21 protein-coding genes are annotated in these 20936 nt (G+C 71.7%); 13 read left to right on the top strand and 8 right to left on the bottom strand.

All coding sequences use genetic code 11. The features are described from left to right. On the top strand, positions 1 to 990 hold a 990-nt coding region (locus ACIQ8J_RS27460), incomplete at its 5' end, for a biotin/lipoyl-containing protein (RefSeq protein WP_403268821.1). Between the two features lie 96 nt (positions 991 to 1086). Here the strand turns inward: ACIQ8J_RS27460 and ACIQ8J_RS27455 are convergent. Together ACIQ8J_RS27455 and ACIQ8J_RS27450 are read right to left on the bottom strand one after the other, a co-directional pair. Next, positions 1087 to 1296, bottom strand: coding sequence for a DUF397 domain-containing protein (locus ACIQ8J_RS27455; RefSeq protein WP_403268818.1), 210 nt, complete (start codon positions 1294 to 1296; stop codon positions 1087 to 1089). Further along, complete coding sequence (locus tag ACIQ8J_RS27450) at positions 1293 to 2120, bottom strand: helix-turn-helix domain-containing protein (protein ID WP_403268815.1); 828 nt, start codon at positions 2118 to 2120, stop codon at positions 1293 to 1295. The genes ACIQ8J_RS27455 and ACIQ8J_RS27450 overlap by 4 nt, the downstream gene beginning before the upstream one ends. 106 nt (positions 2121 to 2226) lie before the next feature. Here ACIQ8J_RS27450 and ACIQ8J_RS27445 point away from each other — a divergent pair, with 106 nt between their 5' ends. The 3 genes from ACIQ8J_RS27445 to ACIQ8J_RS27435 all read left to right on the top strand — a co-directional run bounded on the left by ACIQ8J_RS27445 (position 2227) and on the right by ACIQ8J_RS27435 (position 4795). Then, entirely contained in the window at positions 2227 to 2487 is a 261-nt protein-coding gene (locus tag ACIQ8J_RS27445) for a hypothetical protein (RefSeq protein WP_403268812.1), read from the top strand. 557 nt (positions 2488 to 3044) lie between these two features. Beyond that, entirely contained in the window at positions 3045 to 4175 is a 1131-nt protein-coding gene (locus ACIQ8J_RS27440; protein WP_403268869.1) for a methyltransferase domain-containing protein, read from the top strand. Positions 4176 to 4216: 41 nt separating this feature from the next. After that, complete coding sequence (locus tag ACIQ8J_RS27435) at positions 4217 to 4795, top strand: TetR/AcrR family transcriptional regulator (RefSeq protein WP_403268809.1); 579 nt, start codon at positions 4217 to 4219, stop codon at positions 4793 to 4795. Positions 4796 to 4858: 63 nt separating this feature from the next. Here ACIQ8J_RS27435 and ACIQ8J_RS27430 read toward each other — a convergent pair whose 3' ends face one another. Together ACIQ8J_RS27430 and ACIQ8J_RS27425 are read right to left on the bottom strand one after the other, a co-directional pair. Next, entirely contained in the window at positions 4859 to 5818 is a 960-nt protein-coding gene (locus tag ACIQ8J_RS27430; protein ID WP_403268806.1) for a DeoR/GlpR family DNA-binding transcription regulator, read from the bottom strand. Between the two features lie 154 nt (positions 5819 to 5972). After that, the gene (locus ACIQ8J_RS27425) at positions 5973 to 7412 is read right to left on the bottom strand and encodes an NAD(P)H-quinone dehydrogenase (protein WP_403268804.1); all 1440 of its coding nucleotides are present in this window, start codon (positions 7410 to 7412) and stop codon (positions 5973 to 5975) included. A 224-nt stretch (positions 7413 to 7636) separates the two neighbouring features. On the opposite strand from ACIQ8J_RS27425, the gene ACIQ8J_RS27420 reads away from it, so the two are divergent. The 4 genes from ACIQ8J_RS27420 (at position 7637) to ACIQ8J_RS27405 (ending at position 12213) form a co-directional block, all read left to right on the top strand. Next, a complete protein-coding gene (locus tag ACIQ8J_RS27420; RefSeq protein WP_329463393.1) occupies positions 7637 to 8074 on the top strand; it encodes a gamma-glutamylcyclotransferase in 438 nt (145 codons plus the stop codon). 242 nt (positions 8075 to 8316) lie between these two features. Next, entirely contained in the window at positions 8317 to 9141 is an 825-nt protein-coding gene (locus tag ACIQ8J_RS27415; protein ID WP_403268801.1) for a purine-nucleoside phosphorylase, read from the top strand. Between the two features lie 35 nt (positions 9142 to 9176). Then, positions 9177 to 10808 carry a phospho-sugar mutase gene (locus tag ACIQ8J_RS27410; protein ID WP_403268798.1) on the top strand — a complete coding sequence of 544 codons (1632 nt, stop codon included), beginning with the start codon at positions 9177 to 9179 and terminating at the stop codon, positions 10806 to 10808. A gap of 166 nt (positions 10809 to 10974) precedes the next feature. Continuing rightward, entirely contained in the window at positions 10975 to 12213 is a 1239-nt protein-coding gene (locus tag ACIQ8J_RS27405; protein WP_403268796.1) for a hypothetical protein, read from the top strand. 47 nt (positions 12214 to 12260) lie between these two features. Here the strand turns inward: ACIQ8J_RS27405 and ACIQ8J_RS27400 are convergent, their stop codons facing one another. Continuing rightward, on the bottom strand, positions 12261 to 12881 hold the full coding sequence (locus ACIQ8J_RS27400) for a PH domain-containing protein (protein WP_403268793.1): 621 nt from the start codon (positions 12879 to 12881) through the stop codon (positions 12261 to 12263). A gap of 38 nt (positions 12882 to 12919) precedes the next feature. Next, on the bottom strand, positions 12920 to 13696 hold the full coding sequence (locus tag ACIQ8J_RS27395; RefSeq protein WP_403268791.1) for a class F sortase: 777 nt from the start codon (positions 13694 to 13696) through the stop codon (positions 12920 to 12922). 116 nt (positions 13697 to 13812) lie between these two features. Between ACIQ8J_RS27395 and deoC the strand changes: the two genes are divergently transcribed. Genes deoC through ACIQ8J_RS27380 form a run of 3 tightly spaced genes read left to right on the top strand, consistent with a single transcriptional unit; the run spans position 13813 to position 17109 of the window. Beyond that, positions 13813 to 14769, top strand: a complete 957-nt coding sequence (deoC, locus tag ACIQ8J_RS27390; protein WP_403268867.1) for a deoxyribose-phosphate aldolase — start codon at positions 13813 to 13815, stop codon at positions 14767 to 14769. Positions 14770 to 14780: 11 nt separating this feature from the next. Then, positions 14781 to 16226 (top strand): aldehyde dehydrogenase family protein, encoded by a 1446-nt coding sequence (locus ACIQ8J_RS27385; RefSeq protein ID WP_403268864.1) that lies wholly within the window; start codon positions 14781 to 14783, stop codon positions 16224 to 16226. Next, positions 16219 to 17109: an aldehyde dehydrogenase family protein gene (locus tag ACIQ8J_RS27380; RefSeq protein ID WP_403268788.1), complete on the top strand. Its 891-nt coding sequence runs from the start codon at positions 16219 to 16221 to the stop codon at positions 17107 to 17109. The genes ACIQ8J_RS27385 and ACIQ8J_RS27380 overlap by 8 nt, the downstream gene beginning before the upstream one ends. A 74-nt stretch (positions 17110 to 17183) precedes the next feature. Here the strand turns inward: ACIQ8J_RS27380 and ACIQ8J_RS27375 are convergent, their stop codons facing one another. Further along, positions 17184 to 17912: a TetR/AcrR family transcriptional regulator gene (locus ACIQ8J_RS27375; RefSeq protein WP_403268785.1), complete on the bottom strand. Its 729-nt coding sequence runs from the start codon at positions 17910 to 17912 to the stop codon at positions 17184 to 17186. 128 nt (positions 17913 to 18040) lie between these two features. Between ACIQ8J_RS27375 and ACIQ8J_RS27370 the strand changes: the two genes are divergently transcribed. Continuing rightward, on the top strand, positions 18041 to 19567 hold the full coding sequence (locus ACIQ8J_RS27370; RefSeq protein WP_403268782.1) for an MDR family MFS transporter: 1527 nt from the start codon (positions 18041 to 18043) through the stop codon (positions 19565 to 19567). 13 nt (positions 19568 to 19580) lie between these two features. Here the strand turns inward: ACIQ8J_RS27370 and ACIQ8J_RS27365 are convergent, their stop codons facing one another. Continuing rightward, positions 19581 to 19994, bottom strand: a complete 414-nt coding sequence (locus ACIQ8J_RS27365) for a hypothetical protein (protein WP_403268780.1) — start codon at positions 19992 to 19994, stop codon at positions 19581 to 19583. A gap of 67 nt (positions 19995 to 20061) precedes the next feature. Here ACIQ8J_RS27365 and ACIQ8J_RS27360 point away from each other — a divergent pair, with 67 nt between their 5' ends. Next, positions 20062 to 20757 (top strand): uridine kinase, encoded by a 696-nt coding sequence (locus ACIQ8J_RS27360; RefSeq protein ID WP_403268777.1) that lies wholly within the window; start codon positions 20062 to 20064, stop codon positions 20755 to 20757. Positions 20758 to 20936: the final 179 nt, after the last annotated feature.

The following is a 20936-nucleotide window of genomic DNA, read 5'->3' as shown; positions in this document are numbered from 1 at the left end:
GCCGCCTCCAAGGCCATCCTGCGCGAGGCCGGCTACGTCGGCGCCGGCACCGTCGAATTCCTGGTCGGCACCGACGGCACGATCTCCTTCCTGGAGGTCAACACCCGCCTCCAGGTCGAACACCCCGTCACCGAAGAAGTCACCGGACTCGACCTCGTCCGCGAAATGTTCCGCATCGCCGACGGCGAAGCCCTCGGCTACGACGACCCGACGGTACGCGGGCACTCCTTCGAGTTCCGCATCAACGGCGAAGACCCCGGCCGCGGCTTCCTCCCCGCCCCCGGCACCGTCACCCTGTTCGCGCCGCCGTCGGGCCCCGGTGTCCGCCTGGACGCGGGCGTCGAATCCGGCTCCGTCATCGGCCCCGCCTGGGACTCCCTCCTCGCCAAACTCATCGTCACCGGCGCCACCCGCGAACAGGCCCTCCAGCGCGCAGCCCGCGCCCTGGCCGAGTTCAATGTGGAGGGCATGGCCACCGCCATCCCCTTCCACCGCGCGGTCGTCACCGACCCGGCCTTCACCAGCGACCCCTTCCACATCCACACCCGCTGGATCGAAACCGAATTCGTCAACGAGATCCCCGAGTTCACGGCTCCGGCGGATGTGGAGACGGACGAGGAGCCGGGCCGCGAGACGGTCGTGGTCGAGGTCGGCGGCAAGCGCCTCGAAGTCTCCCTGCCGTCCTCGCTGGGCATGTCCCTGGCCCGCACCGCGGCCGCGGGCGGCGCCAAGCCCAAGCGCCGCGCGGCGAAGAAGGCGGGTTCGGCCGCGTCCGGCGACACGCTGGCCTCACCCATGCAGGGCACGATCGTCAAGATCGCCGTCGAAGAAGGCCAGGAAGTCAAGGAAGGCGACCTCGTCGTCGTCCTGGAAGCCATGAAGATGGAACAACCGCTCAACGCACACCGCTCCGGCACGATCAAGGGGCTGTCGGCGGAGGTCGGCGCGTCGGTGTCCTCCGGCGCGATGATCTGCGAGATCAAGGACTGACTCGTCCCCGCGTAACGTGAGGAGCCCCGGCCGGAGTTCACGGCCGGGGCTCCTGCGTTTGGGCCAACTCCGCACCGCAGTGCGCCGGTTGGACGGTCAGACGGTGCCGAACTCCCCGGCCTTGACGCCCGCCACGAAGTCGGCGAACGCACCAACGGGGAAGTCGAGAACCGGACCACGCCGGCTCTTTGAGTCACGGACGGGGACCACGCCGCATGAGGCAACGAGGTTTGTGGCGACCTGGACGCACTGGCCGCCGTTACTGCTGTACGAGGACGTGAACCAACGCGGGGTTTCGGTCGTCACGGGGTGTCCTTTCGTAACCGTTCGATCAGGGCCACGGACGCCGCCTGCGAAGCGGCTTCGGCCTGCAACTGATGGTAGGCCGTCAACATGGGCTGTACGAACCTGATATCGCGCTCCAGCCGCCCTTGCTGCGCAGACTCGGCGTACGCGATGTGGGACCTATCCGTGAGTGTCAGAAGCGTCACGGGCAGATCGAACGCGCGACGCTCCCCAAGGTCGTACGGCGCCACTTGCAGGACTGTGGTAGGCAGCTCAGCGAACGCCGCAAGCCGGTCCAGTTGTGCCGCCATGACGCCACGGCCGCCCACCGGTCGCCGGATGCAGCTCTCGTCTAGCACTGCGTAGACCAGTGGTGCGGGAGTTCTTTCTATGGTCGCCTGCCGATTGGCAAGGAGAGTCAGCCGCTCCTCTGCTTGGAGCTCCGTGATCGCTCCGCGCCGCACGGCACCCGTTGTGATGGCTGCTGCATACTCCGGGGTCTGGAGCAGTCCAGGGATGATCCCCAGCTCAAAGAGCCTGATCTCGGCCGCTTTCGCCTCATGCGCGACGAACTCCGGGAACCCCTCAAGCAGGGCGGTGTGACGCACGGCCCGGCCCTGGCGTTGGAGGCGATCGCCCGTCCCGAAGACCCTGTCAGCACTGTTCGCGAAACGGGTAGTTGGAGGTCGTCGACCAGTTTCGACGGCTGAAATGTGTGTCGCCGAGAAGCCCATGCGCTCGGCCAGGTCATCCTGCGTCCACCCGCGCTCGTCCCGCAACGTGCGTAAACGCTCCCCGAATGCCGCAGCTGGCGAACTTTCGGGGTCCAGCTCTTTGCGATTCATCAGCGGTCACCCAACTCCCCTGTCAAATGGCGCAAGTTGAAGCCCTTCGGAGTCTAAGCCACGCTGAACACCCTTGGTAGTGAAACCGCTACAGAGAGGAGCGGCGATGTCTGCGCAGGCCGTACCCACGGGCGGGCAGAAACCCCCACACGTCCCAACCCCCGGCACGCTCATGGTGGACACCAGCCGTGAACACCGTGTTGGAGAGTTCCGCGGAGTCGCGGGCCCGTACTGGTCACTTCGCCCGATGAACGGCGGAACCGAATGGGAGGCGGAGCCGGCGACCGTCCGCCCCGCGACCGCCATGGAGCGGCTCGGCGCCGAGAACGCGCGGCGCAATGCCCGGAGTCGGGGGGATCTGCTGTGAAGCTCCCGCCGAGTCCGCGCTTGGACGACGTCGAGTACCGATGCAGCGTCCGGGCGGCAGTGCGGCCTGAGGCGCAGCGCGTCGAGACGCTGATCAACTCTCACGGGACGCCGTCGCCGCTCCTTGCCGCGTCGTGGCTACGTGCTCAAGTCGGTTGGTGTGTTGGGCAGTTGGACTCACATGACCCTTCGGCTGGGCCGCTTCGGGCCTGGCTGGAGAGCGACACCGCGCAGTGGGCGTTGTTCGCCGCCCTGACGGCGGGCGAGAGCGTCCACGTACGGGTTGGCCACGGCACGTCCGCGGTCGAGCTGTACGCAAAAGCGGTGGTCAAAAATCGCGCGGAGCACTCCGCGTTCGACAGTGAAGGAGAGTGCGCAGTGAATGTCACACTGACCAATGGTGGCGACAAGCTCCCGGGCGAGCCGTACCCCGGACCGCATCAGCCGCCCACCCCTGATGGGGGCCCCAGCGTTCCGAACCCTCCGAAGGCTGCCTAGCCAGTGACCACCAACGCACACCAGGAGCGCCCCGGTCGCACAGAGCTGGGGCGCGTCCTCATGTCCCAAGGCGTGCTCTCTTCCGATTGGGCGCCCGCGTTCGCCGCCGTTCCGCGCGCGGCCTTCCTGCCGGACCTCATCTGGCCCTTCGACATGGAGACGGGGCGGAGTGTTCCCGTCGCCCGGTCGGAAGACCCGGAGCGCTGGTATCGGTACGCCGACGCCGATGTCCCGATCGTCACGCAGTGGGACGACGGCGCCCATTCCGGTACCCGGCCCGGACACGTCTCGACCAGTTCCGCATCGATGCCGAGTGTCGTCTTCTCCATGCTCCGGGATCTGGGCGTGCGGCCCGGAGAGCGCGCGCTGGAAATCGGCACCGGCACCGGCTGGAACGCCGCGCTGCTCGCGCATCGGCTGGGCGCCGCGCACGTCGTCTCCGTGGAAGTGGACGCAGCCGTGGCGACGGCCGCTCACAAGGCACTTGAGCGCGTGGGTGCAGGGGTTCATGTCGTCTGCGGCGACGGCTTCAGGGGCTGTGCCGAGGCAGCACCGTACGACCGGATCATTGCCACCTGCGGGCTTCGGTCCATCCCCTTCGCATGGGTGGAGCAGTGCCGACCCGGCGGAGTGATCGTGGCGCCCTGGGGGACGCACTACACCCACGGGGACGCGGTTGCCCGGTTGGTCGTCTCCGACGACGGGCGGAGCGCGTCGGGCAGGTTCACGGGTCCGGTCGAGTTCATGAAGCTCCGCGCTCAGCGCCGGCCGCTGGTTTCCCACTCCGAGTACGTTCCGTACGGCGTGGCCGAAGGCGACGAGTCTTCCACCGCGATCGCGGAAGGGGAGTTCATGGGCGGACGTTTCGATCCGCGGGAGTTCGCCCTGGGGCTGTGCGTCCCTGATTGTGTGCTCACGGTCGACGAGAAGCGCGAGGGGGCCCGCCCGGTCTGGTTCTACGGCCTGTCGGACCGTTCATGGGCGTGCGTCCAGTTCCGCGAGGGGGGCACGGCCCGCGTGTGGCAGTCGGGCCCTCGTCGCCTCTGGGACGAGGTGCAAGCGGCTCTCGCGTGGTGGAACGGGCAGGGCCGCCCCGGCTTCGATCGGTTCGGACTGACCGTGAACAGTGCGGGTGAGCAGGCCTGGCTGGATACGCCGGACCATCTCGTACCGGTTCGTTCGGGCACGTAGTCCCGAGGGGCCCCAGGGGCGCAGGGTGGCATGCTGGGGGCATGGCAGGCATCCCGGGAGCGCCCTCCCGCCCCCTCAGGGCCGACGCCCGGCGCAATCACGAGCGGCTGCTGGCCGTCGCCCGCACCGCCTTCGCCGAGCACGGCACGGACACCTCCCTGGAGGACGTGGCCCGGCGCGCCGGGGTCGGCATCGGCACGCTGTACCGGCACTTCCCCACCCGGCACGCCCTGCTGAGCGCGGTGTTCCAGAGCGAGGTGGACGTACTCCTCGTACGGTCGCGGGAGTTGCTGGCCGCCGAGCAGCCCTGCACCGCGCTCATCGAGTGGCTGCGCGCCATCATCACGCACGCGGGGCTGTACCGCGGGCTCGCCCGAGCCCTCATGTCGGCCTCGCACGACGCGAGTTCGGCGCTGGCGCAGTGCAGCGAGCCGATGCGGGAGGCGGGCGACGCCCTGCTCGTACGGGCCCGGGAAGCCGGGGCCGTACGCCCCGGCGTCACCATCGCCGACCTCATGCAGCTGACCAACGCCATCGCGCTGGCGGCCGAACAGGCCCCGGACGACCCGGAATTGGCCGACCGGCTACTTGCGCTGGCCTACCGGGGCCTGAAGAAGTAGCCCCACCGCGGGCCGCCACTCGCGCACAGTCACCGGACACCGGGCCGACCGGGGCCTGAACACCTACCGCCGCCGCAGATCCGCCACCCGCGCCCGCTCCCCCGGCCCCTGCTGCTCCCCCATCGCCGCGGCGCTGCGCAGCTGTGGGCCCGAGCCGGGGGCGTGGTTGCGGCGTTGGCCGGGCAGCGGCATGTCGCGGCGGGGCGGGCGGCCGGACGGGGGTGCCTCGGCGCCCGTGCCCGACGGGCCCGCCACGGTGATCTGCACCCCCTGGTCGGCCAGCGCCTGCAACTCCGTGGCGGCCCGGTCGTCGTGGCCCGGCGGCTCGTCGGTGACGAGGCGCGTGATCACGTCGGTCGGGACCGTCTGGAACATGGTGTCGGCGCCGAGTTTGGTGTGGTCGGCGAGGACCACCACCTCGGCCGCCGCCTGCACCAGGGCGCGGTCCACGCTCGCCGAGAGCATGTTGGACGTGGAGAGCCCGCGCTCCGCGGTCAGTCCGCTCCCGGACAGGAAGGCGCGGGAGACCCTGAGGCCCTGGAGGGACTGCTCGGCGCCGCTGCCCACCAGGGCGTAGTTGGAGCCGCGCAGGGTGCCTCCGGTCATGACGACCTCGACCCGGTTGGCGTGCGCCAACGCCTGTGCCACCAGAAGGGAGTTGGTGACGACGGTCAGACCGGGGACCCGCGCGAGCCGGCGGGCCAGCTCCTGCGTGGTCGTCCCCGCGCCGACCACAATGGCCTCGCCCTCTTCGACGAGACCGGCGGCGAGGTCGGCGATGGCCGTCTTCTCCGCGGTCGCTAGATGGGATTTCTGCGGGAAGCCGGTTTCGCGGGTGAACCCGCCCGGCAGGACCGCACCGCCGTGCCTGCGGTCGAGGAGTCCTTCTGCCTCCAGCGCCCGCACGTCCCGCCGTACGGTCACTTCGGAGGTCTGGACGACACGGGCGAGCTCACGGAGCGATACCGCCCCGTTGGCGCGCACCATTTCGAGGATCAATTGGCGACGTTCTGCAGCGAACACGAAACTGACAGTAACTTGGGCGGCCGAATGTTTTCAGCAGTTTGCGCCGAATAACAGAAGGTGCACACAAAGGGGGTCACTGAGTGGTATACGCCTTCCAGGAGCCCCCAAGGCACCGTCTCCCACTCGGCAACCCCCTGTCCCACCAGGGGAGTTACGCCTCGCCGGCCTTCTTGCGGGTGTGCAACTGCCGGGCCACTTCGGCGATCGAGCCCGACAACGACGGGTACACGGTGAACGCTTTCGCGATCTGTTCCACCGTCAGATTGTTGTCGACCGCGATCGAGATGGGGTGGATCAGTTCGCTGGCGCGCGGTGCGACGACACAGCCGCCGACGATGATGCCGGTGCCCGGACGGCAGAAGATCTTGACGAAGCCGTCCCGGATGCCCTGCATCTTGGCGCGCGGGTTGCGAAGCAGCGGCAGCTTGACGACCCGGGCCTCGATCTTGCCCGCGTCCACGTCGGCCTGCGTGTAGCCGACGGTCGCGATCTCCGGGTCGGTGAAGACGTTGGAGGAGACCGTCTTCAGGTTCAGCGGCGCCACCGCGTCGCCCAGGAAGTGGTACATCGCGATGCGGCCCTGCATGGCGGCGACCGAGGCCAGCGCGAAGATGCCGGTTACGTCGCCGGCCGCGTACACGCCGGGCGCGGAGGTGCGCGAGACCTTGTCGGTCCAGATGTGGCCGGACTCCTTGAGGCGTACGCCCGACTCCTCCAGGCCCATCTTCGCGGTGTTGGGGATCGCGCCGACGGCCATCAGGCAGTGCGTTCCGCTGATGACGCGGCCGTCGGAGAGGGTGACCTCGACGCGGTCGCCGACGCGCTTGGCGGACTCGGCGCGCGAGCGGGCCATGACGTTCATGCCGCGGCGGCGGAACACGTCCTCCAGGACGGCGGCCGCGTCCGGGTCCTCGCCGGGCAGCACCCGGTCGCGGGAGGAGACGAGGGTGACCTTGGAGCCGAGCGCCTGGTACGCGCCGGCGAACTCGGCGCCGGTGACGCCGGAGCCGACCACGATGAGCTCCTCGGGGAGCTCGTCCAGGTCGTACACCTGCGTCCAGTTGAGGATCCGCTCGCCGTCGGGCTGGGCGTCGGGCAGCTCGCGCGGGCTGCCGCCGGTGGCGATCAGCACGGCCTCGCAGGTGAGCATCTCCTCGGTGCCGTCGGCGGCGGTGACGATCACGTCGCGGGTGCCGTCGATGCCCTGCGGCCCGGCGAGCCGGCCGCGGCCGCGCATGACCCGGGCGCCCGCGCGGGTCACGGAGGCGGTGATGTCGTGGGACTGGGCGAGCGCGAGGCGCTTGACGCGTCGGTTGACCTTGCCGAGGTCGACGCCCACGACCCGGGCGGACTGCTCCTCGGGCGGCGTGTCGTCGGCGACGAGGATGCCCAACTCCTCGTACGAAGAGTCGAAGGTGGTCATCACCTCGGCCGTCGCGATCAGGGTCTTCGACGGCACGCAGTCGGTCAGCACCGACGCCCCGCCCAGACCGTCGCAGTCCACGACGGTCACCTCCGCACCGAGCTGGGCGCCCACCAGGGCCGCCTCGTATCCGCCCGGTCCGCCACCGATGATCACGATCCGCGTCACGAAAAAGTCCGCCTCGTAGTGTCGATCCCGGCCTGCCTGCCCGCCCGGCCGGGGGTCCGGGGCGGGGCCCCGGGGGAACGCAGTACGTACCTCATTGTCCCGCACGCTTCAAGTGTTCTCGCCCCGGGGGCTTCATCCGGCCGCCGTGGCGGAATCCGGCGGGGCCGCGGTGCGGGCGGGCCGCGCGAAGTGCCCCCACGGGTCACTGTCGTACCCTCGACACCATGTCGCTCTACGCCGCGTACGCCGGCAACCTGGATCCGCGGCTGATGACCCGCCGCGCCCCGCACTCACCGCTGCGTGGCACCGGCTGGCTCAACGGCTGGCGGCTGACGTTCGGCGGGGAGCAGATGGGCTGGGAGGGCGCCCTCGCGACCATCGTCGAGGCGCCCCGCTCGCAGGTCTTCGTCGCCCTGTACGACATCGCGCCGCTCGACGAGGAGTCGATGGACCGGTGGGAGGGCGTCGGCCTCGACATATATCGCCGGATGCGGGTGCGGGTGCACACGCTGGACGGCGAGGAGCCGGCCTGGCTGTACGTGCTGAACGGGTACGAGGGCGGGCTGCCCTCCGCGCGCTACCTGGGCGAGCTGGCCGACGCGGCCGAGTCCGCGGGCGCGCCGCACGACTATGTGATGGAGCTCCGCAAGCGCCCCTGCTGAGCCCGCCCGGGGCCCGCCCGCGATCCGGCCCCTGCTCGGGGGCCGGATCCGGCCGTTTGCGACCCCGCTCTCGTGCGAAGCCACAAAGGGAGCGGACAGGTCCGTTATCCTTCACATCTACGCGCGTAGGACTTCAGCGGTTACGCTCGTGCGCGTAATTCTTCTTTACCGGGGGAAATCCCCCGGACCCGGCCGGACAGTCACCGGGCGGGACGACGTTCCTTCGCGAGGCGAGAGACTCAGTGAACGCATCTGCCACCCCGGACCTGCTCCAGGACGACCCCCACGCCGCCGCCGACGCCGCCGCCGCGCGCCTGCGCGAGCTCACCGGCGCCGAGACCCACGACGTCGCCCTGGTGATGGGCTCCGGCTGGGCGCCGGCCGTCGACGCCCTCGGCGCCCCCGAGGCCGAGTTCCCCGTGACCGAGCTGCCGGGCTTCCCCCCGCCGGCCGTCGAGGGACACGGCGGCAAGGTCCGCTCGTACAAGATCGGTGAGAAGCGCGCCCTGGTCTTCCTCGGCCGTACGCACTTCTACGAGGGCCGCGGCGTCGCCGCCGTCTCGCACGGCGTGCGCACCGCCGTCGCCGCCGGCTGCAAGACCGTCGTGCTGACCAACGGCTGCGGCGGTCTGCGCGAGGGCATGCGCCCCGGCCAGCCGGTCCTCATCAGCGACCACATCAACCTGACGGCCACCTCGCCGATCATCGGCGCCAACTTCGTGGACCTCACCGACCTGTACTCGCCGCGGCTTCGCGCGCTGTGCAAGGAGGTCGACGAGACGCTGGAAGAGGGCGTGTACGTCCAGTTCCCCGGCCCGCACTACGAGACCCCGGCCGAGATCAACATGGTGCGCGTGCTCGGCGGCGACCTGGTCGGCATGTCGACCGTGCTCGAAGCCATCGCCGCCCGCGAGGCCGGCGCCGAGGTCCTCGGGATCTCGCTCGTCACCAACCTCGCCGCCGGTCTGACCGGTGAGCCCCTCAACCACGAAGAGGTGCTCCAGGCCGGCCGCGACTCGGCGGCGCGCATGGGCGAGCTGCTGACCCGGGTCCTCGACCGCATCTGACCCTCCCGAAAAGCCCTTCCGGAAAGGCTGACAACGTGACGCAGGACCTGATCGCGCGGGCCCAGGCCTGGCTGGCCGAGGACCCCGACAGCGAGACGCGCGAGGAGCTGGCCAAGCTCATCGAGAGTTCGGACGTCGAGGAATTGGCCGCACGGTTCGGCGGCACGCTGCAGTTCGGCACCGCCGGGCTGCGCGGCGAGCTGGGCGCCGGGCCGATGCGGATGAACCGCTCGGTCGTCATCCGCGCCGCCGCCGGACTCGCCGCGTACCTGAAGGCGCAGGGGCAGGGCGACGGCCTCGTCGTCATCGGCTACGACGCCCGCTACAAGTCCGCGGACTTCGCGCGGGACACGGCGGCCGTCATGGTCGGCGCCGGACTGCGCGCCGCCGTCCTGCCCCGGCCGCTGCCGACGCCCGTACTCGCCTACGCCATAAGGCACTTGGGCGCCGTCGCCGGTGTCGAGGTGACGGCCAGTCACAACCCGCCGCGGGACAACGGCTACAAGGTGTACCTCGGCGACGGCTCGCAGATCGTGCCGCCCGCCGACGCGGAGATCGCCGCCGAGATCGACGCCGTCCGGAGCCTCGACGACGTACCGCGTCCCGAAGAGGGCTGGGAGGTGCTCGGGGACGAGGTCCTGGAGGCCTATCTGGCGCGTACGGACACGGTGTTGAGCCCCGGCTCGCCGCGCACCGCGAACGTCGTCTACACGGCGATGCACGGCGTCGGCAAGGACGTGCTGCTCGCCGCGTTCGCGCGGGCCGGGTTCCCCGAGCCGGTGCTCGTGGCCGAACAGGCCGAGCCCGACCCGGCGTTCCCGACGGTGGCCTTCCCGAACCCGGAGGAGCCGGGCGCGATGGACCTCGCGTTCGCGACGGCCCGCCGCGCGAACCCGGACATCATCATCGCCAACGACCCGGACGCCGACCGCTGCGCGGCGGCCGTCCTTGACGGCGGCGAGTGGCGCATGCTGCGCGGCGACGAGGTCGGCGCGCTGCTCGCCGCCCACCTCGTCGCCAAGGGCGTCTCCGGCGTCTTCGCCGAGTCGATCGTGTCGTCCTCGCTGCTCGGCCGCATCGCCGGGGCGGCGGGGCTCGGGTACGAGGAGACGCTCACCGGGTTCAAGTGGATCGCCCGCGTGGAGGGTCTGCGCTACGGCTACGAGGAGGCGCTCGGCTACTGCGTCGACCCCGAGGGCGTGCGCGACAAGGACGGCATCACGGCCGCGCTGCTCGTCGCCGAGCTCGCCTCCGTCCTGAAGGAGCAGGGCCGCACGGTCCTGGACCTGCTCGACGAACTGGCCCTGAAGCACGGCCTGCACGCCACCGACCAGCTGTCGGTCCGCGTCGAGGACCTGAGCATCATCTCGGACGCGATGGCGCGCCTGCGCGAGCAGCCGCCGACCTCGCTCGCGGGCCTCGCGGTGACGAAGGCCGAGGACCTGACGGAGGGCACCGAGCAGCTGCCGCCCACCGACGGTCTGCGCTACTACCTGGAGGGCGCCCGGGTGATCGTGCGCCCCAGCGGCACCGAGCCGAAGCTCAAGTGCTACCTGGAGGTCGTGGTCCCGGTGGGCTCCGCCGACGCTCTCGGTGCGGCCCGCGCCCGGGGCGCCGAGCTGCTCGCCGGCATCAAGAGGGACCTGGCGGCGGCCGCCGGCATCTGACGGACGGCAGGCGAAGCGAAGGGGCGGTGGTCAATCGACCACCGCCCCTTCCACTCGTCCGGGTGATTTCGTACGGCAGTTGACGCAGCGGTGCGGCACCTTGCGGGGACTTGCGAGAAAGGGTGACCCGTACCTCTCGCCGTGCCCGAGCCAAGGAGCTGTCGCAGTGCCCCCGACCGCGCCGTCACCGGCGACCTCCCCGGTCCGCCGCCCCGTCCCCGCCGCCCGCAGGCGCCCGGCCCCGCTCGGCGCGGCCGGCCGGCCCCCGGCCCGGGACCGGGCGCGCACCGCCCTTCGGTACGCCGCTCCCGCCCTGCTCGGCTATCTCGCGGTACGCCTCTTCGGGGTGCTGGTCCTCGCGAAGTGGGTGCACCTCAGACACCACGGTCTGTGGCCGGTGCTCGCCCTGTCCTGGGACTCCAACTGGTACCTCGGCATCGCCGACCACGGCTACGACCACGCCCCGCAGGCCGACCAGCTGAACAACCCCGACCAGCTGAACAACCTGGCCTTCTTCCCGCTGTACCCGCTCCTGGTGAAGGCGGTCGCCGCCGTCACCCCCAGCTCGCGGCCCACCGCCGGACTGCTGCTCGCGATCGCGTTCTCGCTGGTCGCCGCGTGGGGGGTGTTCGCGGTCGGCGACCGCCTGCACGGCCGCCGCACGGGCACCCTGCTCACGGTGCTGTGGGGCGCGCTGCCGGTCGGGGTCGTCCAGTGGATGGGCTACACCGAGTCGCTGTTCACGGCGCTGACCGCGTGGTCGCTGCACTGCGTCCTGACCCGGCGCTGGATCTGGGCCGGCACGCTCGCCGCGCTGGCCGGTCTGACCCGCCCCACCGGCATCACGATCGCGGCCGCGGTCTCGCTCACCGCCCTCACGGCCCTCGTCCGCACCCGCCGGGTGGACCGGCGCGTCGTCCTGGGCGGCCTGCTCGCCCCGCTCGGCTGGTGCGCCTACGTGGCCTGGGTGGGCGCGCGGGTCGGCCGCTGGGACGGCTACTTCGTAGTGCAGAAGCTGTGGGACAACCAGTGGGACGGCGGCATCGGCACGCTGCGCGAGATGCGCGGGATCCTGGTGTACGCGAACCGCCCGCCGCTGTTCCTGGTCCTGGTCACCCTGGTCCTGATCCTGTCCGGCGCGCTGTACGTGCTCTCGCTCGCCGACCGCCAGCCGCTGGTCCTGCTGGTCTTCACCGGCGCCCTGCTCCTAGTCGTCCTCGGCAGCGGCGGCGTCTACTTCCCGCGGGCCCGCTTCCTCGTCCCCGGCTTCCCGCTGCTGCTTCCGGTCGCGCTCGCGCTCGCGCGGGCCCGCCGCCCGGTGGTCGTCCTCGGGCTCGGCGCGGCGGCCCTGTCGTCGGCGTGGGTGGGCGCGTACATGCTCCTGGTGTGGCCCGGCCCGCCGTGACGCACCTCGGCGACGGCGAGCCGGACCCGGTCCCGCCGTGACCGGCGTCAGCCGATGGCGAGCAGGACGACGAGCAGCAGCGCCCCGGCGACCGCCGGCGCGATGACCTCGTACGCCCAGCGGACGCTCGTCTCGCCCTGGGCGCCCTCGCGGGAGGCGCCCCGCTCGGCGAGGTCGCGCAGTTCCCGGATGGACTGGTCGGCCGGCGCGAGGCGCGCCTTGTCGGTGACGTCCGCGGTCGCCGGGAAGCCGCTCCCGGCGTCCCGCGCCTGGCGGCGCGAGGCGCGCTTGCGCCGGCGCAGCGAGACGGGGATCGCCCACAGCTGGTACTTGCCGCCCGACTGGTCGAAGACCTCGCTGGAGTACCCGGACCGGACGTCCGCGACGGCCGCCCAGGGCAGCGTGATCGTGCGGAACGGGTTGCGCACCAGGAGCCGGTCGTCGTTGGCGAGGACGACGGGTCGGAAGCTGAACGCGACGATCAGCGGCACCGCGCACAGCAGCCCCGCGAGCGCCAGCCAGGGCGCGTTGCCGTGGCCGTGGACCACGGCGTCGAGGCCGAGCCAGAGGCCGAGCGCGAGCAGCAGCGCGCCGCCGGCGATCCCGGCGGATGAGCGGTAGGTGCGGTCGGCGTAGGCCGGCTCGGCGGGCGGCGTGGGGCTCGTCATGGCCCGATTCTGCCTCACGCGCCCCGGGCCCTCTCCGCTCAGGCCACCAGATCCGCGTACAGGATGATGTTGTCGGGGCGGTGCCCTCCGGTCAGCTCGCCGCCGCAGGTGATGACGCGCAGCTCGGGGCGGTCGGTGTCGCCGTACACCTTCTGGGTCGGGAACGTCTTCTTGTCGACCTGTTCGAGGGCGCGGACCTTGAACTCGGCGGTCTTTCCGTCGGCGCGGACGACCGAGACGGTGTCGCCGACCTTGACCTTGGCGACGTCCTTCAGGACGGCCGGGCCCTTGACGGTGTCGAAGTGCCCGATGAGCACGGCGGGCCCGGTCTGGCCCGGGGTGACTCCCTTGTCGTACCAGCCGATCCTGTCGGCGTCGGCGACGGAGGGCACCTCGACGGTGCCGTCGGCGGCGAGCCCGAGGTCGAGGATCGGGCCCGCGTCGACCCCGGCCGCCGGGATCCGCACCCGTACCGGCCTGGACGCGGGCAGCGGGGCCGCGGCCTGGGCGGCGGGGGCTGCGGCGGAGGCGGAGATGTCCGGGGGCGGGGTGGCGGGCTGCGCGGCGCCCGATCCGCAGCCGGCGGCCGAGACCCCGAGGGCGATGACGAACAGGGCGGCGGCGGCCGAACGGGCCGCGCGGGTACGGGACATGGGGTGCTCCGGGAGGGCTGTCAGGAGGGGCGGGCCGCCGTCGAAGAGGCCCTTGGGCACGACGGTGGTCCGGCCGCCGTTCCGGGTCGGCGCGTTGACCGGGGCCTTCCCATGGGGCTGTTGAGGCTGGGCGGGGCTGCCGGAGGAAAACCTAGTGATCACCCGTTCGAGAACCGTCCGCTCCACGTCACGGGCGCGTGACAGAGCTCACCCCCGGCCATCTGCCCGGGGAGGGCTGTACAGGAAGCTACGCGCGTAGATATGCTCATCTGGTGACCATGCCCACCAATGCACCCGCAGCTGCCTTCGCCGACGCGACCGCGTCCGACGGCGCGCTGCGCCGCTTCCTCCACGGGCTCCCCGGCATCGACCCGGTGGGCCTGGAAGCGCGCGCCGCGTCCCTCGGCACCCGTTCGATCAAGACCTCGGCCAAGGCGTACGCCATCGACCTGGCCATTTCGATGATCGACCTGACGACGCTGGAAGGCGCGGACACCCCGGGCAAGGTCCGGGCGCTCGCCGCCAAGGCCGTCCACCCCGACCCGACCGACCGCACCACCCCGCACACCGCCGCCGTCTGCGTGTACCCGGACATGGTGGCGACCGCCAAGGAGGTGCTGAAGGGCTCGGACGTCAAGGTCGCGTCCGTCGCCACCGCCTTCCCGGCGGGCCGCGCCGCGCTGCCCGTGAAGCTCGCGGACGTACGGGACGCGGTCGCGGCCGGCGCCGACGAGATCGACATGGTGATCGACCGGGGCGCGTTCCTCGCCGGTCACTACCTCAAGGTGTACGAGGAGATCGCGGCCGTCCGCGCCGAGTGCGGCGACCGGGCCCGCCTCAAGGTCATCTTCGAGACCGGTGAGCTGTCGACGTACGACAACATCCGCCGCGCCAGCTGGCTCGGCATGATGGGCGGCGCCGACTTCATCAAGACGTCGACGGGCAAGGTCGCGGTCAACGCCACCCCCGCCAACACGCTCGTACTGCTCGAAGCCGTACGGGACTTCCGCGCCCAGACCGGGATCCAGGTCGGCGTGAAGCCGGCCGGCGGCATCCGCAACACCAAGGAAGCCATCAAGTTCCTGGTCCTGGTCAACGAGACCGTGGGCGAGGACTGGCTGGACAGCCACTGGTTCCGCTTCGGCGCCTCCTCGCTGCTCAACGACCTGCTGATGCAGCGTCAGAAGCTGGCGACCGGCCGCTACTCCGGCCCCGACTACGTGACGGTGGACTGATCACCATGGCAATGGAAAACAAGACGGCCGCGTTCGAGTACGCGCCCGCGCCCGAGTCGCGCTCGGTCGTCGACATCGCGCCCTCCTACGGGCTGTTCATCGACGGCGAGTTCACCGAGGCCGCCGACGGCAAGGTCTTCAAGACCGTCTCGCCGTCCACCGAGGAGGTCCTGTCCGAGGTCGCCCAGGCGGGCGCCGAGGACGTGGACCGCGCGGTGAAGGCGGCGCGGAAGGCGTTCGAGAAGTGGTCGGCGCTGCCCGGCTCCGAGCGCGCCAAGTACCTGTTCCGCATCGCCCGGATCATCCAGGAGCGCAGCCGCGAGCTGGCCGTCCTGGAGACCCTGGACAACGGAAAGCCGATCAAGGAGACCCGCGACGCGGACCTCCCCCTGGTCGCCGCGCACTTCTTCTACTACGCGGGCTGGGCCGACAAGCTCGACCACGCGGGCTACGGCGCCAACCCGCGCCCGCTGGGCGTCGCGGGCCAGGTCATCCCCTGGAACTTCCCGCTCCTGATGCTGGCGTGGAAGATCGCCCCGGCGCTCGCGACCGGCAACACGGTCGTCCTGAAGCCCGCCGAGACCACTCCCCTGTCGGCCCTGTTCTTCGCGGACATCTGCCGCCAGGCCGGGCTCCCCAAGGGCGTCGTCAACATCCTCACCGGGTACGGCGACGCGGGCGCGGCCCTGGTCGGGCACCCGGACGTGAACAAGGTCGCCTTCACCGGCTCCACGGCCGTGGGCAAACAGATCGCCCGCACCATCGCCGGTACGGACAAGAAGGTCACCCTGGAGCTGGGCGGCAAGGGCGCCAACATCGTCTTCGACGACGCCCCCATCGACCAGGCCGTCGAGGGCATCGTCACCGGCATCTTCTTCAACCAGGGCCAGGTCTGCTGCGCGGGCTCCCGGCTCCTCGTGCAGGAGTCGATCCAGGACGAGCTGCTCGACTCGCTCAAGCGCCGCCTGTCGACGCTGCGGCTCGGTGACCCGCTGGACAAGAACACCGACATCGGCGCCATCAACTCGGCCGAGCAGCTCGCCCGGATCACCGCGCTCACCGAGACCGGTGAGGCCGAGGGCGCCGAGCGCTGGTCCGCGCCCTGCGAACTGCCGTCCGCGGGTTACTGGTTCGCGCCGACGCTGTTCACGAACGTCACCCAGGCGCACACCATCGCCCGCGACGAGATCTTCGGCCCGGTGCTGTCCGTGCTGAGCTTCCGTACGCCGGACGAGGCCGTCGCCAAGGCCAACAACAGCCAGTACGGCCTCTCGGCCGGCATCTGGACGGAGAAGGGCTCGCGGATCCTGGCGGTCGCGAGCAAGCTCCGCGCGGGTGTCGTCTGGGCCAACACGTTCAACAAGTTCGACCCGACCTCGCCGTTCGGCGGCTACAAGGAGTCGGGCTTCGGCCGCGAGGGCGGCCGGCACGGTCTGGAGGGTTACCTCGATGTCTGAGTCGACGCGTCTTGGTGTCTTCAAGACCTACAAGCTGTACGTGGGCGGGAAGTTCCCGCGTTCCGAGAGCGGCCGGGTGTACGAGGTGACGGACTCCAAGGGCCAGTGGCTGGCCAACGCTCCCCTGTCCTCCCGCAAGGACGCCCGGGACGCGGTGGTCGCGGCCCGCAAGGCGTTCGGCGGCTGGTCGGGCGCGACGGCGTACAACCGGGGCCAGATCCTCTACCGCATCGCCGAGATGCTGGAGGGCCGCAAGGACCAGTTCGTACGCGAGGTCGCGGAGGCCGAGGGGCTCTCGAAGTCCAAGGCCGCCGCGGTCGTGGACGCGGCCATCGACCGCTGGGTCTGGTACGCGGGCTGGACCGACAAGATCGGCCAGCTGGTGGGCGGGGCGAACCCGGTCGCGGGCCCGTTCTTCAACCTCTCCACCCCCGAGCCGACCGGCGTCGTGACGGTCCTGGCCCCCCAGGACTCGTCCTTCCTCGGCCTGGTCTCGGTGGTCGCACCGGTGATCGCGACCGGCAACACCGTGATCGTGATCGCCTCCGAGAAGGCGCCGCTGCCCGCGCTCTCCCTGGGCGAGGTCCTGGCCACCTCCGACCTGCCGGGCGGCGTGGTCAACGTCCTGTCCGGAAAGACGGCCGAGATCGCGGCGCCGCTGGCCGCGCACCAGGACGTCAACGCGATCGATCTGACGGGCGCGGACGCCGAGTTGGCGCGCGACCTTGAGGTCGCCGCCGCGGACAATCTCAAGCGGGTGCTGCGCCCCGGCCCCGCCGACTGGTCCGCTTCCCCCGGCACGCACCGCCTGACCGCCTTCCTGGAGACCAAGACGGTCTGGCACCCCACGGGGTCGCTGGGCGCGTCCGGCTCCGCGTACTGAGCCAACTCCCTTGAGGCCCCCGCCGGTTGGACCGGCGGGGGCCTTGCGCATGCCGGGCCGCGGACACAGGCATCTCAGATGCCGAGCCGGGCCGCGATTCCGTCGAGGACGCAGTCGAGGCCCAGCTCGAACTCCCAGGACCGATCGTCCTTGTGGGCCGCGTTGAGGGCGTAGTGCCGGAACGTCGGGTAGCGCCCGGTCTCCATCAGCCAGCTCATCTGCGGTGCGAGGCCCTGCCGGATCTCGTCGCCGGTCGCCCAGCCCTGCTCCTTCATGTACTGGCTCACGGCGACCTCGCTCTGCGTGGAGCCGTGCACGAAGGAGCTGACCGCGCGGAAGGCGGCCATCATCGTGTCCGGGTCGAGGCCGTGCCCGTCGAGCGCGGCCAGCTGGCGTTCCGCCGCGGCCATCCGGTTCGGGGTGAGCGCGAACAGCGGCGCCGGGAGCTGGGCCAGCCAGGGGTGGTTCAGCATCATCGTGCGGGTGCGCAGGGCGTGCCCCCGCAGCACCTCGCGCCAGCCGCCCTCCGCGCCGCCCGGCGCGGTCTCGGCGGAGACCTGGTCCACCATCAGCGCCCACAGGTCGTCCTTGCCGGAGACGTAGCGGTAGGCGGCCATCGGCGCGACGCCCAGTTCGGTGGCGAGGCGGCGCATGGTGACGGCGGCGAAGCCCTCGGCGTCGGCGACCGCGACGGCCACCTCGGCGATCCTGCGGTGCGAGAGCGCGGTACGGGCCGCGGCCGGCGGGCGCTCCAGCCGTTCCCAGAGCGTCGGCTCCCCTTCGCCCTTCTTCTGAGTGGCCACGGTGTCGGGCTCCTTCCGCTACGTCGTCCCGCCTTGTCGCGTACATCGTATCGATCAGTAGACAACGTACACACCGCTGTGTACGTTGTACACGAAGAGATACGCCGTACACATCCAGGGGGTTTTCCATGAAGGACGAGCGGGCCCCGCTCTCCCGGGTCGCCATCGTCGGGCTGCTGCTCGGCATCATCCTCGCGACGCTCGACGGCACCATCGTCGGCACCGCACTGCCGACGATCGTCGGCGACCTCGGCGGTCTCGGCCACCTCTCCTGGGTACTCACCGCCTACCTCCTGACCACCTCCGTCGCCACCCCGATCTGGGGCAAGATCGGCGACCTGTACGGCCGCAAGGGCGCCTACCTGTCGTCGATCGCGGTGTTCCTCATCGGGTCCGTACTGTGCGGACTCGCCCAGGACATGGGGCAGTTGATCGCCTTCCGGGCACTCCAGGGCATCGGCGCGGGCGGGCTGTTCGTCGGCGCGCTCTCGATGCTCGGCGTGCTGATGCCGCCTGCCCAGGCCGGCCGCTCGCAGGCGATGATCGGCGTGATGCTGCCCGCCGCGATGATCGGCGGCCCGCTGCTCGGCGGCTTCCTCACCGACCAGCTGAACTGGCGCTGGGTCTTCTACGTCAACGTGCCCGTCGGCATCGCGGCGCTGCTCATCGTGGGTCTCGGCATCCGGCTGCGCACCGAACGGATCAGGGCCCGGGTCGACGCCTGGGGCGCGGCCCTGCTCACGGCCGCGATCCTCGCGCTGACCCTCCTCGCGAGCTGGGCGGGCGTCACCTACGCCTGGTCGTCGCCGCAGATCCTGCTGCTCGCCGCGGTCGCGGCGGCCGCCCTGGCCCTGTTCGTACGGGTCGAGAAGCGGGCCCCCGAACCGGTCATCCCGCCCCGCCTGTTCGGCGACCGCAACTTCACCGCGGCCCAGTTCCTCAGCTTCCTGGTCGGCGCGGCCATGCTCGCCGCGACCAGCTATCTGCCGCAGTACATGCAGTTCGTCCGGGGCTTCTCCTCGACCGCGAGCGGCCTGCTGCTGCTCCCGCTGATGCTGGGCATGATCGGCGCCCAGCTCGTCATCGGCCGGCGGGTCGGCAACGGCGGCGGCTACCGCCACTACCCGATCATCGGCGGCGCCCTCGGCACGGCGGGCGCGCTCGCCCTGCTCGCGGTCGGCACGGGCACACCGACCGCCCTCACCTCGGCCCTGACCTTCGTCCTCGGCACCGGCCTCGGCTGCGTCATGCAGCCGACCATGCTGATCACCATGAACAGCGCCGCGCCCCGCGACATGGGCGCCGCCAGCGGCACCACCACCCTGCTGCGGACCGTCGGCGGCTCCCTGGGCATCGCCGTTCTCGGCTCCGTCTTCACCGCCCGGCTGAGCGCCACCCTCACCGGCCGGCTCGGCGCCGACGGGCAGCGCCTGACCGGCGGCCACGCGCTGACGCCCGCACTGCTCAGGGACCTGCCCACCCCCGTGCGGGACGCCTTCCGCGCGGCCGTCACCAGCGGACTGCACGGGGTGCTGCTCGGCTCCGCCGTCCTGTGCGCCCTCGCCTTCGGGATCTCCTGGCTGGTGCGCGAGGTGCCGCTGCGCTCGACGGCACCCGCACCCCAGGCCCCGGCGCAGGAGCCGGCGAACGCCTGAGGGCCCGCGCGGCTCAGCCGGGCAGCAGCCCGGTCACCGGGCCCGTGAGCGGGAGGTCCTTGAGGGCGCCCCCGCTGGTCAGCGGGCCCGTCGCCATCGCCGTCGTCACCGGCTTGAAGTCGGCGACCTGGGTACCGGCCCCGTTGGCCAGCGGGTCGACGCCGGTGCCGGCCAGCGGGTCGAGCCGGAGCACCTTCACCGGCGCGACGGCGTAACCGAACGCCCCGGCCAGCCCCTGCGCGGCCGCCTCGATGTCGGTGGCCCCCGCGCTCCGGCCCGCCGCGGGGGCCGGGGCCACCGGCGCGGCCTGCGCGGCCGGACCCGCCCCGGCGAGGGCGGCGCCGGCCGCGGTGACGGTGAGCCCGGCCCGCAGCAGCGTGCGGTGGACCAGCGCCCTGGCGGGCTTGGCGGCCTCGTGATGTCCCATGGGATCCCACTCACTCTCGTACGTAATGGAGCGTAATCATTCGCTCACGAAGCGTAGTTGACATGTGATGCTCGATACCAACGCCCTCCCCGAGGGGTGCCACTCCCGGGTGCATGCCCCAGACTGGTGTCCCGTGAGTTCTTCTGCCATTGCGACGCGCGTCGTCCTGCTCTCGGGGCCTTCCGGTTCCGGTAAGTCGTCCCTCGCCGCCCGCACGGATCTGCCCGTGCTGCGCCTCGACGACTTCTACAAGGAAGGCGACGACCCGACCCTGCCGCTGGTGGCGGGCAGTTCGGACATCGACTGGGACTCCCCGCTCTCCTGGGACGCACAGGCCGCCGTCGACGCCATCACCGAGCTGTGCCGTACGGGGCGCACCGCCGTGCCGGTCTACTCCATCGCGACGAGTTCCATCACCGGCACCACCGCGCTCGGCATCGACCGCACCCCGCTGTTCATCGCGGAGGGCATCTTCGCCGCGGACATCGTGGCCCGCTGCCAGGAGCTCGGCGTCCTCGCCGACGCGATCTGCCTGCGCGGCCGCCCGAGCACCACCTTCCGGCGGCGGCTGCTGCGGGACCTGAAGGAGGGCCGCAAGTCGGTGGCGTTCCTGCTGCGGCGCGGCTGGCGGCTGATGCGGGCCGAGCGCGCGATCGTCGCCCGCCAGACGGCGCTCGGCGCCCACCCCTGCAACAAGGGCGAGGCGCTCGGCCGCATCGCGGGCGCGGCGGCCGGCCGCTGCCGCACGGCGGCCGCGGCGTAACGGACACGGCCGCGGTGACGACCCCGGGCACACAATGAAGCGGGGGGGGCGCGGGGCCCCCCCCGGGGCCCCCGGCCCCCCCCCGGGGCCCCGCGCCCCCCGGGCCCCCCGCCCCCCCCCCCCCCCCCAACCCCCCCCCCCCCCCCCCCCCCCCCACCCCCCCGCCCCCCCCCCCGGCC

The organism is Streptomyces sp. NPDC094147, from assembly GCF_044764265.1.
In the GTDB taxonomy this organism is placed as follows: Bacteria; Actinomycetota; Actinomycetes; order Streptomycetales; family Streptomycetaceae; genus Streptomyces.
Note: the sequence above shows the minus strand (reverse complement) of the source record. Positions and strands in the feature narration are given on the sequence as shown.

What these genes read in the sequence shown, in the direction of transcription:
- ACIQ8J_RS27450 (WP_403268815.1), bottom strand. Translation starts at nt 2,120, where the DNA reads ATGAATCGCAAAGAGCTGGACCCCGAAAGTTCGCCAGCTGCGGCATTC.
- ACIQ8J_RS27445 (WP_403268812.1), top strand. Translation starts at nt 2,227, where the DNA reads ATGTCTGCGCAGGCCGTACCCACGGGCGGGCAGAAACCCCCACACGTC.
- ACIQ8J_RS27440 (WP_403268869.1), top strand. Translation starts at nt 3,045, where the DNA reads ATGTCCCAAGGCGTGCTCTCTTCCGATTGGGCGCCCGCGTTCGCCGCC.
- ACIQ8J_RS27435 (WP_403268809.1), top strand. Translation starts at nt 4,217, where the DNA reads ATGGCAGGCATCCCGGGAGCGCCCTCCCGCCCCCTCAGGGCCGACGCC.
- ACIQ8J_RS27420 (WP_329463393.1), top strand. Translation starts at nt 7,637, where the DNA reads ATGTCGCTCTACGCCGCGTACGCCGGCAACCTGGATCCGCGGCTGATG.
- ACIQ8J_RS27400 (WP_403268793.1), bottom strand. Translation starts at nt 12,881, where the DNA reads ATGACGAGCCCCACGCCGCCCGCCGAGCCGGCCTACGCCGACCGCACC.
- deoC (WP_403268867.1), top strand. Translation starts at nt 13,813, where the DNA reads ATGCCCACCAATGCACCCGCAGCTGCCTTCGCCGACGCGACCGCGTCC.
- ACIQ8J_RS27385 (WP_403268864.1), top strand. Translation starts at nt 14,781, where the DNA reads ATGGAAAACAAGACGGCCGCGTTCGAGTACGCGCCCGCGCCCGAGTCG.
- ACIQ8J_RS27380 (WP_403268788.1), top strand. Translation starts at nt 16,219, where the DNA reads ATGTCTGAGTCGACGCGTCTTGGTGTCTTCAAGACCTACAAGCTGTAC.
- ACIQ8J_RS27370 (WP_403268782.1), top strand. Translation starts at nt 18,041, where the DNA reads ATGAAGGACGAGCGGGCCCCGCTCTCCCGGGTCGCCATCGTCGGGCTG.
- ACIQ8J_RS27365 (WP_403268780.1), bottom strand. Translation starts at nt 19,994, where the DNA reads ATGGGACATCACGAGGCCGCCAAGCCCGCCAGGGCGCTGGTCCACCGC.
- ACIQ8J_RS27360 (WP_403268777.1), top strand. Translation starts at nt 20,062, where the DNA reads ATGCTCGATACCAACGCCCTCCCCGAGGGGTGCCACTCCCGGGTGCAT.